This window comes from Campylobacter sp. RM16190 (assembly GCF_012978835.1).
Classification (GTDB): Bacteria; Campylobacterota; Campylobacteria; order Campylobacterales; family Campylobacteraceae; genus Campylobacter_A.
In genome coordinates this window covers 42,994-59,432 of sequence record NZ_LIWS01000001.1, presented here as the reverse complement: position 1 = coordinate 59,432, position 16,439 = coordinate 42,994, and the positions used below count along the sequence as shown (strand labels likewise).

20 protein-coding genes are annotated in these 16,439 nt (G+C 35.9%); 9 read left to right on the top strand and 11 right to left on the bottom strand.

The features are described 5' to 3' along the window. Positions 1–3: 3 nt before the first annotated feature. Genes CDOM16190_RS00290 through glyS form a run of 3 tightly spaced genes read left to right on the top strand, consistent with a single transcriptional unit; the run spans position 4 to position 3,485 of the window. Positions 4–1,308, top strand: a complete 1,305-nt coding sequence (locus CDOM16190_RS00290; protein WP_170018391.1) for an endonuclease/exonuclease/phosphatase family protein — start codon at positions 4–6, stop codon at positions 1,306–1,308. After that, the gene (locus CDOM16190_RS10790) at positions 1,305–1,427 is read left to right on the top strand and encodes a hypothetical protein (RefSeq protein ID WP_257792998.1); all 123 of its coding nucleotides are present in this window, start codon (positions 1,305–1,307) and stop codon (positions 1,425–1,427) included. The genes CDOM16190_RS00290 and CDOM16190_RS10790 overlap by 4 nt, the downstream gene beginning before the upstream one ends. A 30-nt stretch (positions 1,428–1,457) precedes the next feature. Next, the gene (glyS, locus tag CDOM16190_RS00285; RefSeq protein WP_170018390.1) at positions 1,458–3,485 is read left to right on the top strand and encodes a glycine--tRNA ligase subunit beta; all 2,028 of its coding nucleotides are present in this window, start codon (positions 1,458–1,460) and stop codon (positions 3,483–3,485) included. 39 nt (positions 3,486–3,524) lie between these two features. On the opposite strand, the gene modD is transcribed toward glyS, so the two are convergent. The 10 genes from modD to CDOM16190_RS00235 form a co-directional block, all read right to left on the bottom strand. Then, complete coding sequence (modD, locus tag CDOM16190_RS00280) at positions 3,525–4,364, bottom strand: ModD protein (protein WP_170018389.1); 840 nt, start codon at positions 4,362–4,364, stop codon at positions 3,525–3,527. 3 nt (positions 4,365–4,367) lie between these two features. Further along, the gene (locus CDOM16190_RS00275; RefSeq protein ID WP_170018388.1) at positions 4,368–4,637 is read right to left on the bottom strand and encodes a helicase; all 270 of its coding nucleotides are present in this window, start codon (positions 4,635–4,637) and stop codon (positions 4,368–4,370) included. Further along, complete coding sequence (locus tag CDOM16190_RS00270) at positions 4,631–6,706, bottom strand: heavy metal translocating P-type ATPase (RefSeq protein WP_170018387.1); 2,076 nt, start codon at positions 6,704–6,706, stop codon at positions 4,631–4,633. Before CDOM16190_RS00270 ends, CDOM16190_RS00275 begins: the two co-directional genes overlap by 7 nt. Then, positions 6,690–7,034 carry a YtxH domain-containing protein gene (locus CDOM16190_RS00265; RefSeq protein WP_169975010.1) on the bottom strand — a complete coding sequence of 115 codons (345 nt, stop codon included), beginning with the start codon at positions 7,032–7,034 and terminating at the stop codon, positions 6,690–6,692. Before CDOM16190_RS00265 ends, CDOM16190_RS00270 begins: the two co-directional genes overlap by 17 nt. A 2-nt stretch (positions 7,035–7,036) precedes the next feature. Continuing rightward, positions 7,037–7,336: a magnetosome protein MamC family protein gene (locus tag CDOM16190_RS00260; protein ID WP_170018386.1), complete on the bottom strand. Its 300-nt coding sequence runs from the start codon at positions 7,334–7,336 to the stop codon at positions 7,037–7,039. Continuing rightward, on the bottom strand, positions 7,336–7,662 hold the full coding sequence (locus tag CDOM16190_RS00255; protein WP_170018385.1) for a hypothetical protein: 327 nt from the start codon (positions 7,660–7,662) through the stop codon (positions 7,336–7,338). Before CDOM16190_RS00255 ends, CDOM16190_RS00260 begins: the two co-directional genes overlap by 1 nt. Positions 7,663–7,687: 25 nt before the next feature. Continuing rightward, complete coding sequence (locus CDOM16190_RS00250; RefSeq protein ID WP_170018384.1) at positions 7,688–8,389, bottom strand: aminotransferase; 702 nt, start codon at positions 8,387–8,389, stop codon at positions 7,688–7,690. After that, positions 8,379–8,717, bottom strand: a complete 339-nt coding sequence (locus CDOM16190_RS00245) for an HMA2 domain-containing protein (RefSeq protein ID WP_170018383.1) — start codon at positions 8,715–8,717, stop codon at positions 8,379–8,381. Before CDOM16190_RS00245 ends, CDOM16190_RS00250 begins: the two co-directional genes overlap by 11 nt. Positions 8,718–8,794: 77 nt before the next feature. Next, positions 8,795–10,963: a heavy metal translocating P-type ATPase gene (locus CDOM16190_RS00240; protein WP_170018382.1), complete on the bottom strand. Its 2,169-nt coding sequence runs from the start codon at positions 10,961–10,963 to the stop codon at positions 8,795–8,797. After that, positions 10,960–11,394, bottom strand: coding sequence for a Fur family transcriptional regulator (locus CDOM16190_RS00235; RefSeq protein WP_170018381.1), 435 nt, complete (start codon positions 11,392–11,394; stop codon positions 10,960–10,962). The genes CDOM16190_RS00240 and CDOM16190_RS00235 overlap by 4 nt, the downstream gene beginning before the upstream one ends. Before the next feature lie 180 nt (positions 11,395–11,574). Here CDOM16190_RS00235 and CDOM16190_RS00230 point away from each other — a divergent pair, with 180 nt between their 5' ends. Beyond that, on the top strand, positions 11,575–11,784 hold the full coding sequence (locus CDOM16190_RS00230) for a hypothetical protein (protein ID WP_169943090.1): 210 nt from the start codon (positions 11,575–11,577) through the stop codon (positions 11,782–11,784). Between the two features lie 24 nt (positions 11,785–11,808). Here CDOM16190_RS00230 and CDOM16190_RS00225 read toward each other — a convergent pair whose 3' ends face one another. After that, the gene (locus tag CDOM16190_RS00225) at positions 11,809–12,465 is read right to left on the bottom strand and encodes a lipid-binding SYLF domain-containing protein (RefSeq protein ID WP_170018380.1); all 657 of its coding nucleotides are present in this window, start codon (positions 12,463–12,465) and stop codon (positions 11,809–11,811) included. A 92-nt stretch (positions 12,466–12,557) separates the two neighbouring features. Here CDOM16190_RS00225 and pgp3 point away from each other — a divergent pair, with 92 nt between their 5' ends. The 5 genes from pgp3 to CDOM16190_RS00200 all read left to right on the top strand — a co-directional run bounded on the left by pgp3 (position 12,558) and on the right by CDOM16190_RS00200 (position 16,359). Then, the gene (pgp3, locus tag CDOM16190_RS00220) at positions 12,558–13,364 is read left to right on the top strand and encodes a peptidoglycan metallopeptidase Pgp3 (protein ID WP_170018379.1); all 807 of its coding nucleotides are present in this window, start codon (positions 12,558–12,560) and stop codon (positions 13,362–13,364) included. Positions 13,365–13,431: 67 nt separating this feature from the next. Then, entirely contained in the window at positions 13,432–13,779 is a 348-nt protein-coding gene (locus tag CDOM16190_RS00215) for a DUF1104 domain-containing protein (protein WP_169943093.1), read from the top strand. A gap of 192 nt (positions 13,780–13,971) precedes the next feature. After that, positions 13,972–14,487, top strand: a complete 516-nt coding sequence (locus CDOM16190_RS00210) for a DUF1104 domain-containing protein (RefSeq protein ID WP_170018378.1) — start codon at positions 13,972–13,974, stop codon at positions 14,485–14,487. A 104-nt stretch (positions 14,488–14,591) separates the two neighbouring features. After that, positions 14,592–15,254 carry a response regulator transcription factor gene (locus CDOM16190_RS00205; RefSeq protein WP_170018377.1) on the top strand — a complete coding sequence of 221 codons (663 nt, stop codon included), beginning with the start codon at positions 14,592–14,594 and terminating at the stop codon, positions 15,252–15,254. Beyond that, complete coding sequence (locus CDOM16190_RS00200) at positions 15,247–16,359, top strand: sensor histidine kinase (protein WP_170018376.1); 1,113 nt, start codon at positions 15,247–15,249, stop codon at positions 16,357–16,359. The genes CDOM16190_RS00205 and CDOM16190_RS00200 overlap by 8 nt, the downstream gene beginning before the upstream one ends. Positions 16,360–16,439 lie beyond the last annotated feature (80 nt).

Sequence of the window (16,439 nt, the reverse complement as noted above, 5' to 3'; positions counted from 1 at the left end):
TTGATGAGAAAAATAATTTTGCTATGCTTTAGCTTTATCTTGGCAATCGCAGCTGAACTTAGCATAGCTACTTTTAATGTTGAAAATCTATTCGATGCTAAAAATAACGGCACTGAATATCAAGACTTTGTGATAGGAAAATCGCAGTGGAGCGAAAAGGCCGCCAGTGTTAAATTTAATAATATAAAAAATATAATCAAAGAGCTTAATGCCGACATAATCGCGCTTCAAGAGATAGAAAACGAGGAAATTTTAAAAGAGCTTATGAGAGCTTCGGGATATAAATATTTTGCCTTTTCAAAGGACAAAAGATCTCCTATCGGACTTGGATTGATATCTAAAATAAGGCCTGTTGAGACTAAAATTTTTAAAGTTCCAAATGTAAAGACAAGAGATATTGTAAAAGTTAAATTTGAGCTTGATGGACATGAGTTTAGTCTATTTGTAAATCATATGCCGGCTCAAAGAAATAGCCTAAATAGTAGAGAGAGCGCTTTTAGGTCTTTAAAAAGCGCTATACAAAACGACGAAAATGTAATATTACTGGGGGATTTTAATACACCTTACGGTAAAGAATCACTGCTAAATGATATTTTGATAAGTAGAAATATGGTTGATCTTTGGCAGTTTATGCCAAGCGATAAGAGGTATTCTCATATAAATTTAAGACCTATTGATCATGTAGTTATTTCAAAGCGGATGGTTAATGGCGGCGGAATAAGCTATGTAAATGGAAGTTTTGAAGTCTATAAACAGGGCAAAAATGTTTATTCGGATCACTTTCCTTTGAAATTTAAAATAAGCACCGCTACTAAGGCCAAAATTCAAGAAAAGAATATAGACGATATATTTAAAAATCCTAAAAATACACCTTTTGTTATAAGCGGAGTGGCGGTGGTTTATAAGGATAAAAAAGGTTTTGTGATAGCTAAAGACGGGCGTGGAATTTACGTATATGAGCCAAAAAACGACGATCTAGTCGGCAGTGTAATGGATGTGGTTATAAATGATGTGGGCGAATATAAGGGTATGCTTGAGGTAAAATCTCTCTACGTCTCAAAGATATATGATAAGCTTATGGATCCTAAGCTTCAAATGCTAGGCGAGGAGCGTATAAAAGAGGCTAGAGCGGGAGACGTTATAAGAAGTGTGAGTGGAGAGATTAAAAGGGGTAGGCTATATACCAACTATGGCGATATTAGGATTTATAGCTCCAAGGGCAAGATGGAAGATGCAAAAGAGGCTAAATTTGAAGCGGTTAAAGTAGTACTTTATCACAATGAGCCTCAAATTTGGATAGAGAAATGAAGATATTAGACTTTGCAATACTTTCTGCTTTTGTGCTTTTTATGATATTTTTAGTGCGTGGATTTGTTTTGCAGATGAAAGAGAGAAATGATGAGAGAAATTCAAAGAAAAAAAGTTAAAATAACAAAAAATCAAAAAAAGAGTTGGCTATGACAAAAGAGTTAATAGTAGAAATTGGAGTTGAGGAGCTACCGGCTATTCCATTTTTAAAAGAGTCTGGTAACATCAAGGTAAAGTGGCAGGATATTCTTAGAGAAAACAGCCTTTTTAGCGAGTGTGAATTTTACTATACGCCTCGTAGAATAGTTTTTTATCATCCTAATTTTAAGATCAAACAAGATGATGGATTTAGTGAGTTTATAGGTGCTCCTAAACAAGTTGCTATTAAAGACGGCAAATTTACTCAGGCTGCGATTAGCTTTGCCAATAAATGCGGGATAACCGAAAGTGAGCTCAAATTTGAAACAATAAACGGTAAAGAGGTTTTATACTATAAAAAACCAGTTGCCGGAAGACCTAGTCAAGAACTTTTAGGCGATATGATAGAGAAATTTTTGCTTAGTCTAAATTTCGGTAAGTCTATGCGCTGGGGGGATGGGAAATTTGACTTTATTCGTCCGATAAGATCTTTTCTTGTGATTTTAGGAGATGAGGTGGTTAAATTTAATAAATTTGATGTAGATAGCGGCAATTCTATATATCAACACAGAAGCATAAGCTATGACAAATTTAGCGTTAAAAATGCTAAAGACTATTTTGGTTCAATGTCAAAAATAGGCGTTATTTTGGATCAAGAAAAAAGACGCGAGAAAATTTTAAAAGAGTTTAAAGATATAGAGCAAAAAAGCGGATTTGATATAGAGATAGATGAGGATCTGCTAGATGAGGTTGTGGCTATTACAGAGTATCCTACTGCTTTGATAGGGGAATTTGAGTCCGAGTTTTTGGGCGTGCCAAGCGAGGCTATTATAACTTCAATGAAGGAAAATCAGCGCTATTTCCCTGTTTTTAAAAATAAAAAGCTAAGCAATCATTTTGTGGTAGTAAGCAATGCTATTGCGGATGATTACAACCTTATAATAAAAGGAAACGAAAAGGTTCTGCGCGCTCGTTTAAGTGATGCAATGTTCTTTTGGCAGAGTGATTTAAAGGCTGATTTTGGTCCTGAAAAACTAAAAAATATAACATATTTAAAAGAGCTTGGAAGTATCTATGAAAAAGAGCTAAGAGAGCTAAAAGTAGTAAAAGCATTAGCTAAAATTTACTCTAATCGCTTAAATAGTGAAGTAGGGGCTAGGTATGAGGAATTGCTTGAAATAGCGGTAATGCTAAGCAAAGCAGACCTCACAACTCAGATGGTATATGAGTTTACGGAGCTTCAAGGAGTAATGGGGTATTACTACGCAAAGGCTAAGGGTGAGAGCGAATTTATAGCAAATGCAATTAAAGAGCAGTATTTGCCAAGTGGTGAAAAGAGCGAATGTCCAAATGGTATTTTTAGCTCGGTAGTAGCGCTTGCAACCAAGATAGATACTCTAATGGGACTATTTAGCGTAGGTAAAATTCCAAGCGGCAACAAAGATCCATACGCATTAAGAAGAGCTGCGAACGGAATAATTAAAATCATACTAAATGAGAAGCTAAATTTTAATCTAAAAGAGGTTTTATCAAGTCTTGCAAATGGTTACGCAAAATTTGATCTAAAACAGCTTGAAAATTTTATATTTGACAGGCTTTACACCTTCTTTGATGCCAATGCCTCTATAATAAAAGCCTGCTTAGCAAGTGAAAAAGGCGATATTTTAGCTCAATGTGAGGCTATAAAAGCGCTTTATGAGATTAGCGAGAAGAGTGATTTTAGAGAGAATTTTAGTACATTTAAACGTCTTGCAAATATTATCAAAGATGAGAATATCGGTGTAGTAAATGAATCTCTTTTTGAAAGCGAGAAAGAAAGAAATTTAAATAGCGAATTTAAAAAAGTGGTTGCTAAAGATAGCGATTTTAAAGAGAGACTAGATGATCTGTTTGCATTAAAATCTGTTATTGATAGCTTTTTTGATAAGGTAATGATAAATGTGGATGATGCTAAAATCCGCAGCAACCGTATAGCTCTAATAGGTCAAATTTATAAAGAGTTCCTAAAAATCGCAGATATCAAAGAGATAAGTTTATAATTTTATGAGCAGATATTTATATTTAATGTAAATATCTGCTTAAATAACTTTTAGAGTTGAAGTTAGATTCGCCATTCCTTGAGTATACATTGCGGATGTTGCAATAGCATCTACTCCGGTATTTGCATACTCTTTGACATTTTTTAGATTTATTCCGCCGCTTGCCACTATGGTGATATTTGGATTTTTTTGATTTCTTGAATTTACAGCCTCTTGCAACATTGATATATCAAATTTATCACATTGCACTATATCAACATTGGCGTCTAAAAGCTTATTAAGTGTTTTTAAGTTTTCACACTCTACTGATATTTTTTTCTCTGGCATCTTGGCTTTAAAAATTGGAATTTGAGTTAAAAACTCATCAAAATTTTTGTAAGCTTTTATGTGATTTTCAAAAAACAACACACTATCGCTTAGATTTAGCCTATGTATTCCACCTCCGCCCTCAAGAACAGCTTTAATGCAGATTTTTTTAGCAAAAGGAAAACTTTTTCTGGTTGCTAAAATTTCACATTTTTTATTGACGCTTTTAGCATGTTTTAGCATCAAATTTGTATATGTAGAGATTTTACAAGTGTATTCAAGTAATATCTGGCACAGCTTCCAAGCTTTATGAACATCATTATATGAGCCCATAATTTTTAAAAGTACGCTTTGAGATTTAACCAGACTTTGGTTATTGTAATAAATTGTAGTTTCGCAACCTAGCAAATTTGCGATTCTGGAAGAGATATCAATGCAGCTTACTACGATATCGTCTCTTGTTTTTATCTCTAAAATCGCATTTTTATCAATATTTTGAAGCGAAGTAGTAAGATCAAAATACGGTATATCTTCATTTATATAGCTTAAAATTTCACTATCGCTAAAAAACATCTCTTAACTCTTTTTTGGTTTGCTAAGACGTTTTTTAACAGATTGGTCTTTTTGAGCCTTTACAATCATATTTTTAAATATCCCATTATCATAAAGTCCGGCATGGTATAGAGCAAAACCTACAAAGGCTATACTTGAGGCTACATGCAGTTGTTTTATGGGTTTATTTTTCATATTTAAAGCCGTAAGGCAAGCAGTGGCCAGAGTAACGCTCATACCAACTTTTGCTGCTTTTCTATGAGTGTTTAGATTTAAAAGTTCTCCGCTTAGCATTGTTTTATTTTCACACCTTTCATCGAATTGGCAAGCAGGCCTATGGTGGTTCCGTTATGCAAAACAGCTGTCGCAATAGGATTAAATAGTCCAAATGTCGCACCTGCTAGTATAAGCGAATTTATGCCAACTGTCGCATTAAAATTCGTATTAATAAGCTTCATTGTTTTATTTGCCATATCTTTTGCTGTTACGACAGAGTAGATGTCGTCTTTTAATAGGCTTATGTCCGCTGTAGCCTTGGCTATATCGGCTCCTTTTTGCATGCTTATACCGACATTTGCTCTCATTAGGCTTGGAGCGTCATTGATGCCGTCTCCTATAAAAGCTACTTTTTTGCTTTCTTGTTTGAGCTGTTCTATTATAGCCGCCTTATCGGTAGGCAAGCAGTTGGCAAACACTCTATCTATGCCTAGCTCTTTGGCTACTTGATTTGCCTTGCTCTCGATATCACCGGTTAGCATTACCAGCTCTTTTACGCCCAGTTTTTTTAGAGCATTAAGCGCATCTTTTGCGTTTTCTCTCATTGTGTCTTTCATCGAGATAACGCCTAAAAGCTCTTTATTGTAGCCTACGTAAAGTAGAGTAAATCCATTGTCTATGGCATCTCTTATAATGTCTTCATGCTCTATAAATGATATATTTTCGTCATCTTCTAAAAAATGCCTGCTGCCTATTACGACCTCTTTGCCGTTTACATGTGTTTTGACACCGTGAGCTACTATAAATTCCACCTCATCGTGATGTATATGGTGGAATCCTACCTCGCGAGCCGCTTTTACAATAGCTTCTGCTACAGGGTGGAAGTAGTGCTCCTCTGCACTTGCGGTTAAATTTAAAAGCTCTGCCTTGCTAAATTCTTTTTTAAAAGAATGAACTTCTACTACGCTGAGGCTTCCGTGAGTTAGCGTTCCTGTCTTATCAAATACAAATGTGTCTGCACTTGCAAGAGCTTCTATGGCTTTTGCGCCCTTTATAAGCACTCCGTTTCTACCAGCCTTTGATATACTTGATTTAAAGGCTACCGGAGTTGCTAGTTTGAGTGCGCATGAGTAATCAGCCTGTAACACCGATGCAACTCTTGTCATATCTCTGCTTAAAAGATAGGATACTCCGGCTAGAGAGAGGGTGACTGGAACTAGCTTGTCTGCCAGTTTTGTAGCTCTTAATCCGATGCTTGATTTTTCGTTTAGAGAGCTTTGAATATATTGTTTGATGCGTGCCGTAGCGGTCTCTTCTCCTACTCCTTCAGCCCAAATTTTTATTTTTCCGTCCTCTACGACAGTTCCGCTCATTACACGGTCTCCGCGCTCTTTTTTTACAGGCTCGGCTTCCCCTGTCATTGAAACCTGATTGACACTCGCTTCTCCATCCACGATATATCCGTCTATACCTATGCTCTCTCCTGCTCCTACTACTACGATATCACCTATTTTTACGCTATTGGTAGCCACTTTGTCAAGGGTCTTTTTGCCATCTTTTATAGTCTCTACCCATACCTCTTCTATATTTGGCTTGGCTAGCTCTTTTACTAAGTCATCACTTCTATGAACTGCGCTTTCTTCCATATATTCGCCGATTGCGAGCATTAAATTTGTACTATTTGCGGCCATATAGTCGCGTCTAGCCAGACTTACTCCTACAGCCATGCTCTCAAGCACTTTTGAGGTAACACCTTCATTAATTAGCTCGCTTACACCCTCCTTAAGAAGCGGAGCGCAAGCGTACAGGCTTGTTGCAGTTTTTAGCATATTGCCATTTATTAGTGGAGTTATGGCTATGCTTGCAACAGCCTTATAAATACCCGCTTTGCTTGGGCTATCGTTTTGTTTGCTCAGATTTTTAATTTTTAAATTTTCTAAAAATTTAAAAATTTCATCAAAATTTGAATCAAACTCTATAATTATGCTTTTGGCTTTTTTATTCAGCCTGACGCTTTTTACATACTTAAATTCTGAAATTTGAGCCTCTAAAAAGCTCTCATCACACTCTGAGGTTATATCTTCGCATATAAATCTTACACGATTTTTACTCTTATGTGCGATATAAATTTTATTTTTGTGACTCAATTTCAGCCTTTACGTCTTCAAATCGCTCTTTGAGCTCTTCAAATCCGGCTTGAAGCAAATTTGAACCTTTCACTATAGCTGAAAACACTGCTTGTTGAGCCTTTTCATTTGTTAATATATAAGCTACAGTTCCGCCTATCAAAGCGCCTTTTAAAAATCCTGCCGCATTGAAATTTTCAGGAACGAAGTCTTTTAAAGCTTCATTAATACCCTTGTCAAAAGCACTTAGAGCACCGGTTGTTTTAACTGTAGTAGTCGTTGTTGTAGTGCTTCCATCGTTATTGATTTTATTGACGGTTTGAGTCGAATTTATATATGGGTTGTTCATCTTTATTCCTCTGGATTTATTAATTTCTCGGTTAGTATTATGCCGCCAATTCCTACAGCTGCACTAACTGCCGCACCGATATAGTTTCCCATAACGAGTCTATTTGATGCACTGATAGCGCAAGCCGTAGCTAAACCGCCCTGAATACTTAGTTTGATAGTTTTTTTGGTTGCCTGTTTAGAGCTTATATTGCCTTTTTTATATTCATTATAGCTAAGCCCGCCAATTGTAATTCCGGCTATTAGAGCACCACTTATAAGGTGGTCCATAGGAAGCCTTGCGGTAGAAGTCAATGCTCTCATTATTCAGCTCCGCCCGCTACTTCTGGAGTTGTTTGAACTGGAGCTTTTTTAGCTCTTGGGACTCTTTTTTTCTTTGTAGCCTCTTTGGCTTTTTTATCAGCTTCTATCTCTTCAGGCGTTCTTCTTTTACGTCTTTTTTTCACTTCTTGTTTTACTTCGGTTGAAATTTTTTCAAATTTTTCTGTCGCAAATTCTTTGACATCCTTCGCTGCTTCCTTACTCTTTTCTAATCCGCATTCTAAAGCAGATTTAACCTTTTTTCTATTATTAAAAGCAACAACAACTAATCCGCCTACTGCAAGTCCTGCTAAAAATGGTAGTGCCATCTTAAATCCTTTATTATTGGTATTGTTAAACATCTTCTTTCTCATCCTCTTTGTTTATCATTTTGTTAATTAAAATCCCAGCCATTCCACCTACTGCAAGTCCGCTAAAAAACGAGAAATTAGGGTTATTAAGAAGCTCTACGATATCTTCTTGACTACCTCTTCCCGAAGCTATACGCTCAACTCTTTTACTCATCTCGGCAAATGCATTTTGGTTAAAGCCGTTAAATTCATTAAAACCAAAATTATTATTTTTTGGCTGATCGTATGCATGCTCTTGTTCGTCATTATCGTGATTATCTTCTTTTTTGTATTCTTGATCTGCTGCGTTTATTTGTCTTGTCGCGCCAAGCTCTTCATAAAGCCTTATTTTGAGTGCTGCGACATATTCGTTATAAGAGGTAGCCCACAGTCTAAAGCATATATCTCTTAAATTTTCATCTTCTACTTTATCTGTCAACGTCTCATAAAAAGCATTTAATTCTATCTCGTAATTTAATGCTTTTATAAGGCAGTTTTCAAGACTTTGATTATTTAAACCATCAAAATAACACTCTACAGGTTCATTTGATTCATAACCGCTTAACAGCATTAAGCCGCTATTTTTGATGGCTAAAATTTGAGCGAAAATCGGATCCTTATCCTTTAAATTCTCATAAAGCCTAATTCCTCTAAGCTCAAATATATAGGCTGCTTTTACGATCTCTTTTAAGTTTTCATCCTGCATATGCGCTCCTTGCAAGCTCATTTATGGTTTGAGATATTTTATCTAAATTTCTACCTGCCAATAGATCGTCCCAAATATCTTTTGGAAAAATCGCAGAATCGTACTCTATGGTTACAGAGCCTATTAGCTGGTTAAATTTTACATTTTTTATACCATCTATATTTTTTATAATCTGATCTATCTTGTCTAAATTTAGATTGCTAGCCTCATCTTTTATCTTTGCGCTGACTCTTACTCTAAGGCGTCCTGGAGTATGATGAATCGGCGTAAAGTATGAAGTTATCTTTACAATTAGATCAGGTAATATTAAATTTGGTGCTACGCTCAAATTTTCTCCTTTTTTTCTTTGCGTTATTATCTGCTTGATACACTTAATCGTAGCTTAAAGTTTTTTGCATATCGTTATCATTTTTTAATGCTAACTCTACTTGAATTCGCAATGATTCCTGCGGTATGAGCGATATGCACTAGACCTGCTCCGGCTGGACTTAGCACGCCAAGAGCGCCAAGTGCCGCTCCTAGCATATTTGTGCTTGTGCCGATATTGTAGTTTTGTTTTACTACACGAAGTGCAAAAGCGCTTAAATCGTGAAGCTTGACTATGTCAAGAGGGCGAGAATTCGTAATGGCTATATTTGAAATCTCTATAGCAGCCTCGCTTCCACCGCTAGCAAAGGATATTCCGATATCAGCCTTGCTCATGGCCAATGTATCATTTACCCCATCTCCTATCATTACGACTTTACCGTAGTTTTTAAGCTTTTCAATGATTTTTGCCTTATCATCAGGCATTAAAGAGAAGTAGATGTCGTCAAATTCAAATTTCTTTGCAAACTCTTTAGCTACTTTTTCATCATCTCCAGTTAATAGTACAACCTTTTTACCTCGCTCTTTTAGTGCTTTTACGGTTTCTATACTTCCTGCTCTAATTTCATGCTCATAGATTATAGCTCCTAAAATTTCACTATCCCTGGCAAGGTATATGATTGTATTTTCGCTTGTAAATTTAGGAATTTTAAAATTTTGTATTTTTACCTTATATTTTCTCATTAGATTCAGATTGCCTAGTAAGAATTTGCTATCTTCAAATTGAGCTTTAACTCCAAGACCGGGCAAAATTTCGCTTTTAAAATGGACATTTGCAGAGATGTTTAAGCCCTTGGCATATTCGTTAATAGAGACGGCAAGAGGATGCGTGTTGTGATGCTCTATGCTTGAAGCTATTTTAAAAAACTCTTCTTTTGTTATCTTGCCTACTAACTTAAAGTCTGCTATCTTTGGTTTGCCTGTAGTAAGTGTTCCTGTCTTATCAAAGCAAAATATTTCGCTTTGACTGACATTTTCTAAGTACTCTCCACCTTTTATCAATATTCCGTCTTTTGCGGCTCTTGCTATAGCCGCACTTACGGCGGAGCTTGCAGCAAGCACCGTAGAGCAAGGGCAGCTCATTACTATCATGACGCTAAACGCTCTCAAAAATGAGCCTGTAACAAAAAACGTCCCGACACTTAAAGCCGAGCCGATTTTTAGCACCTTTTGAGCTAGTCTATCGGCACTTAGCTCGCTTTGGCTTTTGTTTAAGAGATTTTTTTCTACTTCGCTTATGATTCTGGCTATATATGTTTCATTTCCTGTTGCGCTTACTTTTATATAAATTCTGCCTTTTTCAACCAAAGTATTTGCAAATACGCTATCGTTTTTCTTTTTATATACATTCTCGCTTCGTCCGTTGATTATAGCTTCGTTTATCTCCGCACTTCCATTGATTACAACTCCATCGGCTACTATTTTTTCTCCACTTCTGCATACTATTATATCGCCATCTTTGACATCTTCTAAAGAGACTTCGACTTCTAAATCATCTTGTAATACATAGGCTTTTTTGACATCCATGCTGATTAGCTTATGAATTTCCGCACGTGATTTGTTTGCCGTATACTCTTCAAACAGCATACTTCCTCTAAGAATATAAATTATCTCAAATGCAGCCGTTACCTCTCCACCTAAGATCGCTATAAGAAGTGCAAATGCAATGAAGCCTTGCAGACTTATTTTTTTCTCTTTTAGCTCTTCTAGCCCCTCTTTTATGAGAGGAATTGCGGAGTATATGCTAATAGCTCCTATGGCAAGCTTGGCAAGCAGTCCAAGAGGTGTAGCCATAATATGCTCTTTTACGAAAACACCTACGGCTATTAAACTAAGAGCGCCGAAATTTAGTAGCTTTTTTCTCCAGCTAGATTCTGACACTAAATTTGTAGAGCAGTGCGAGCAGGCATTGCATGCCGGAGTCGAAATTGTTAAAGACTTTGATTTTTCTATCTTTTTTGAGATTTTTTGACTCTCTTTTTGTCCAGCAACTGCAAAAGTTTTCTCCAGTTTTGTTAATATCTCATCTAAATTTATAATATTTTGATCAAAATGTATTATTAGAGAGTTGCAGTATTGGTTTAGTCTTATGTTTTTTACTTTTTTTTCTAAAATTTTATTAATTTTTTCAAAATTTTTTGGATTAAATTCTGGAGATTTGAGCCTAATTCGCCCACTTATATGAGCTTTTACAACTATTTGTGTCATTTTTGACACTCTTTACAAATTCCATATAATATCATCGTATGGCCTTCTATTTTAAATTTTTTATTTTCGCAGATTATGTCTTGTCTATTTTCTATGGTTTCATCGTAAAAGCTTACGATTTTACAGCATTTAGTGCATATTAGGTGGTCGTGATGCGAATTTAGATTTAGTTCAAATTTTTTGATTCCACTCTCTTCAAAAGATATCGCCAGTCCAATTTCCTCCAAGAAATTTAAAAACTGATATATTGCCGTTAAGCTAATATTTTCTTTAAATTCTTGGTGAAACCTCTCTTGTATCTCGGCAGCACTAAGGTGATCATCGTTAATATACAAGATTTTTAAAACCCCTTCCTTTTGGCTTGAATTTTTATAGTTAAAATCTTTTAAAAAGGTAGAAAATTTTGAGTAAAAATTTTCAAAATTTTGCATATAATCGCCACTCTTTATTATAAATTTATAATCGCTATCATGATTATAATGAAATAAGCTGATTTGCGAATAAAATTACAATTTTTATATAAAATTTTTAAAAATTTTAAGAAAATTTGATAAGCGAATATAAAGGTTTTTTTGGCATAATTCCGCAAAAAAACTTTCAAAGGTAGGATAATGACATACGACGAGCTTGAATTAGACGCCGTTTTGCTTGAAGTTCTAGAGAATAGAGGTAGCTTTGAGTCTATGGATGACGAAGAGCTTTTTGAGCTAATCGAAGAGGTTGCAAAGTATACCGACGGCGATTATGAAGAGGCATTTGAGTATATGACTCAATTTTCTCCGATTAACAAAAAAAGATTTGTTTCACTTTATATGGTTTAGCCTTAAGCTAAACCATGATTTTGGCTATTCAAAATATTTATTTATTATCTCTTTTAGTTTTTGAGTATATCTGCTGTCTTTAGGTGAGTTATGATAGATATCAGCGATATCATAAATTCTTTCGTAGTAGTCATTTGTATCTTGATTGTTTACTACCATCATAGAAGTGTTTATGCTAACTCCTAAAAACACTCCTTTTGCCTTTCCTCTTTCTAGTACCCATGCGGAAATTTCAGGAAGATCTGTTGAGACTCCGGACTTCTCTCCGGCTCCTAATATAACGGCATCAGCGGTAATATCTATAGAACCTTTGCCATCAACTAAGCCAGCCCATGATCTGCTTGATTTAAAAAGTAAAATAAGATCAACTGATTTATAACCAGCCTGCGCTCCAAAACCAACACCTTTATAGTCTACAAAGATAGGCGCGCTCCACTCGTTATCATCGTTTCTAGCTACAAAAATTCCCTTTCCGTCATGCCCAGATATTATAAATCCGCTTTTGACCATGCTTGGTATTATTGCTATACCGGTAATGCCTTTGAATTTCTTATTTTTACTTACTCCAAAGTCGTTAAGTATATTTAGTGAGGTTTTGACCTTCTGACTCTGTGTAAAATCTGCAAGCGCAAATGTAGATAGTGTCAAAATGCAAAGCATAAGCTTAAATATTTTATTCATCAGTATTTCCTTTTTGATAAACTTTAATTGCTATTATATTACTTTTTACTAAATTTTAAAACCGTTTTTTTAATTTTATATAAAGGATTTATATGAAAAGTATATTTTTAATAATTTTTATCTCACTTAATATTATAGCTCAAGATATAATAAACGGAGATATACAGATAGCCCAGATTGAATCAAATTTTGCAGGCAAGCTAACAATAGACGGTAAGCAAAGAGAGTGGCTTGTTAATCCTGCTAATAAAAATGTAAAATTTACTATAGTCACTGCAGGGTATTATAAAAAAGGTGAAATAGTCTTAAGAAACGATTTTAATAGAGATACAGATGAGATTGTTTTTAAAGTTATTAATGGTCAATACAAGAAAGAAAAGATAAGTGTCGAGAGCTCAAAGGTCGCACCTCCAAAAGAAGTATTAAAAAGAATCGAGGAGGAGAGGGATGAGGCTAATAAAATTTATTCAACCAGCACTCCCGGATTAAAATTTAATACAGCTTTTATGCTTCCTATGAGTTCGGTTATAACAAGCCCTTTTGGAACTGCTAGAGTTTTTAACGATCTGGTTAAGAGCTATCACTCAGGAACCGATTTTCGTGCGGCTATCGGCACTCCTGTAGTGTCTAGCAATGACGGTATAGTCGTAATCGCCAAGGATAGATACTACGCTGGAGGCTCTGTCGTGATAGATCACGGAGAGGGAATTTATACGCAGTATTATCATTTAAGTAAGATTGACGTAAAGCTTGGCGCAAAGATAAAAAAGGGCGAGATAATCGGACTAAGCGGAGCTAGCGGTAGGGTTTCAGGACCACACCTTCACTTTGGCGTCATAGTAAACGGCGTGCAGGTAAATCCGATAAATTTCATCAAAAAGATAAACGCTCTTTTTTAGTTTGACGACTTAACTTTTTCTTCACAACTTCTTTTTAAAATCTTTTCATAACTTTTAAGGAGAAGATATGAAAAGATTAAAAATCATGAGTATATTAGTTGCTTTTAAAGCCTATTTATCGGCGAAATTTGACAAGGCTCAGTCGTGTGGATTTGCCAAAATGATAAAAAACGCCGATGCTAAGACTTTGGGCGAAATTTCATTTGAGATAGATAAAAGAGCCGCCAAGCTAAGAGTTGAAGCCGAGGCTTCAAAGCAAGACTTTAAGGCTGAGTTTGATAAGAAAATAGCCTCCATAAGCCAAGACGAGCAAGCGAAATTTAAAGAAAAATTTATCGCCAGCTACAATGAAAAAGTCTTAAATTTAAGCGTTAAAGAGGCAAACGAACTGGCACTTAAGCCCATAGAAATTTAATCTAAACAACACGGAATTTGACCGAAACTACTCGGTCAAATTTGACTTTCTTATAATCTTAAATTTACATACCAAATTTAACTAAAAAGATAAATTTAAATTCACACTATAGATTATTTTATAAATTTTGCTTAACTTTTTCTTCACAACTTTTCTTTATACTTCACTTACATTTCAACACAAGGAGAGAAGATGAAAAAGTTAGGTTTGATTGCGATACTAGTCGCGGGAAGTTTGTTTGCAGGCTCGATTAGCGATAGCTCAAACGAGCAGTTAAACAGCATGATAGCGGGTGCGGACGCAAAGACTCTAAGCGAAATTTCGTTTGAAATTCATAAGCGCGCAGGCAAGCTTGATTCGCAGACAGCAGATATAAGAGGCGACTTTAGAGAGCAGATGAGAAAGAAGATGTCTGCGATGAGTCCTGATGAGAGAGTAAAATTTATGCAAGAGTATAGAGCAATGATGAGGGATAAAATAGACGCTTTAAGCGTAAAAGAGGCTCGTGAAATGGGATTTTACGCCTATGGCGGAAGTCAAGGTAGCGGTCACGGCCGGCATCATCAATCAGGCAAAGGACACAAGATGAAATCTTATCAAAACTGCAATCAAAATTTTAATTGCGGTATGAATCAAGCGCAAGGAATGGGTATGAATAAAAACGGCGCGCAGGGATATGGTGCAGGCTTTGGCTGTATGTGGCAGTAAATTTATGGCTCTTGCGTCCTTTGGCTCAAGAGCTTAAAGCTAAAATTTATGCTTTATTAAAACCAAAAATAGTAATATCCCTAAATTTAGCTTAAGGAGTAATGGTGGCTAAAATTTTAGTAGTTGAAGATGAGGCGATGCTGCTTGATATGATGTGTTCGTATCTTCGAAGCGAAAATTTTGAAGTAGAGGGTGTCAAAAGCTACAATGAGGCTTTGGATCTAGCCTATGAAAACAGCTTTGATCTGTGGATATTTGACGTTAAAATCATCGGCGGCAACGGCTTTGAGCTACTAAAAGAGCTAAGAGAGGCTAGAAGGCTTACTCCTTGCATATTTACTACATCTTTAAACACCATAAACGATCTTCAAAAGGGCTTTTTAAGCGGGTGTGACGACTATATAAAAAAGCCGTTTGAGCTTAAAGAGCTGCTTTTGCGAGTAAATAACATCCTTAAAAGAACATTTGTGCATAACGTAAGAGAATTTGAAATGCTTGATGAAAATTTCAGCTTTGATATGAAGCAAGGAGTGCTATATAAGGGCGAAGAGATAGTAACCATGCCTAAAAAACAAGCCAAACTTTTAACTCTGCTGCTTAAAAACCGAGATAGATTCATAAGCAGAGATGAAATTTATGAGCAAATTTGGGACTATGACGAGAGTCCAAGCGAGCTTAGTTTGCGCGTTTATATAACCGAACTGCGCAAAATTTTTGGCAAGGAGCGTATAGTAAGCGCATCAAAGCTAGGATATAGATATGTTTAAAAAACGCCATGTTTTGCCTATATTTTTGCTGTATTTTTTAACTAGCGTTGCGTTTTTGGTGTTTTTCGGCAAAGTTTTTTATGATAGAGAGAAACACTTCATAATGGACAAGGACGCATTTGATTTTAGGGATTTTAAGCGCGAACTTCAGATAAAACTTCACAACAACGGCGAGCTTGATGATGACGACTTTGACGATATGAAAGCCTATGTAGTAAATTTAAAGACAGGCGAGGTTATAGAAGATGATTTTAAGCCAAAGCAGGGCATGGGGCGACATCATATCGAGAGTGAAGAAAACGTAGTGCAGTTTAGAGTACATGATAAAAGAGGGCAAAACGAGTATCTGGTAGCCATTAAACGCGCTGATGTTAATGTAAAGCTCTTAGCACTCAAGGCTCAAATTTTACTCGTTTCGCTCGGTGTTTTGGCGGCGATATTGCTCATAGCCTATCTTATCATTAGGCTTTCGCTTCGTCCGCTTTATGCTAAAATCGAGTTTTTAGACGGCTTTATCCGCGATACGACTCATGAGATAAACACGCCTTTAAGCGTGATTTTGATGAGTATAGAGCTCTTTAAAACCGATCCTGAAAAATATCTTGGCAACATAAAAACAGCCGCTCACACGATCTCAAATTTATATGAAGACCTAACCATCCTAAGGCTAAATAAAAAATACGAAGAGAATGAAGAGGTAAATTTAGCTCAAATAGTAAGCGAGAGGCTGGAGTTTTTCTCGATAAATTTAAAGCAAAAGAGCATAAATTTAAGCACCGATATCAAGGATGTCGTGCTCGTAACTTCAAAATTTAAGGTGCGAAAGATAGTTGATAACCTCCTAAGCAACGCCGTGAAATACTCAAACGAAGGCGGAAGCGTGAGCGTAAAGCTAGATAAAAAAGCTCTTATTATTACAAATAGCGGGCAGGGCATAGCAAAGGAAAATTTGCCCCACATCTTTGATCTTTATACTCGCTTTGACGAGACGAGCGGTGGCTTTGGCATAGGGCTTAATATCGTTAAGAAATTTTGCGACGAGCTCAAATTTAAGGTAAACTGCAAGAGTAGCGGCGGTATAACCGAGTTTAAAGTGACTTTTTAAATTCACGCCTAAAAACGCTTGGCGAATTTTGGAATTTCAACCAAATTTATAGCTTCAAGATGTAAAATATCGTCTAGATT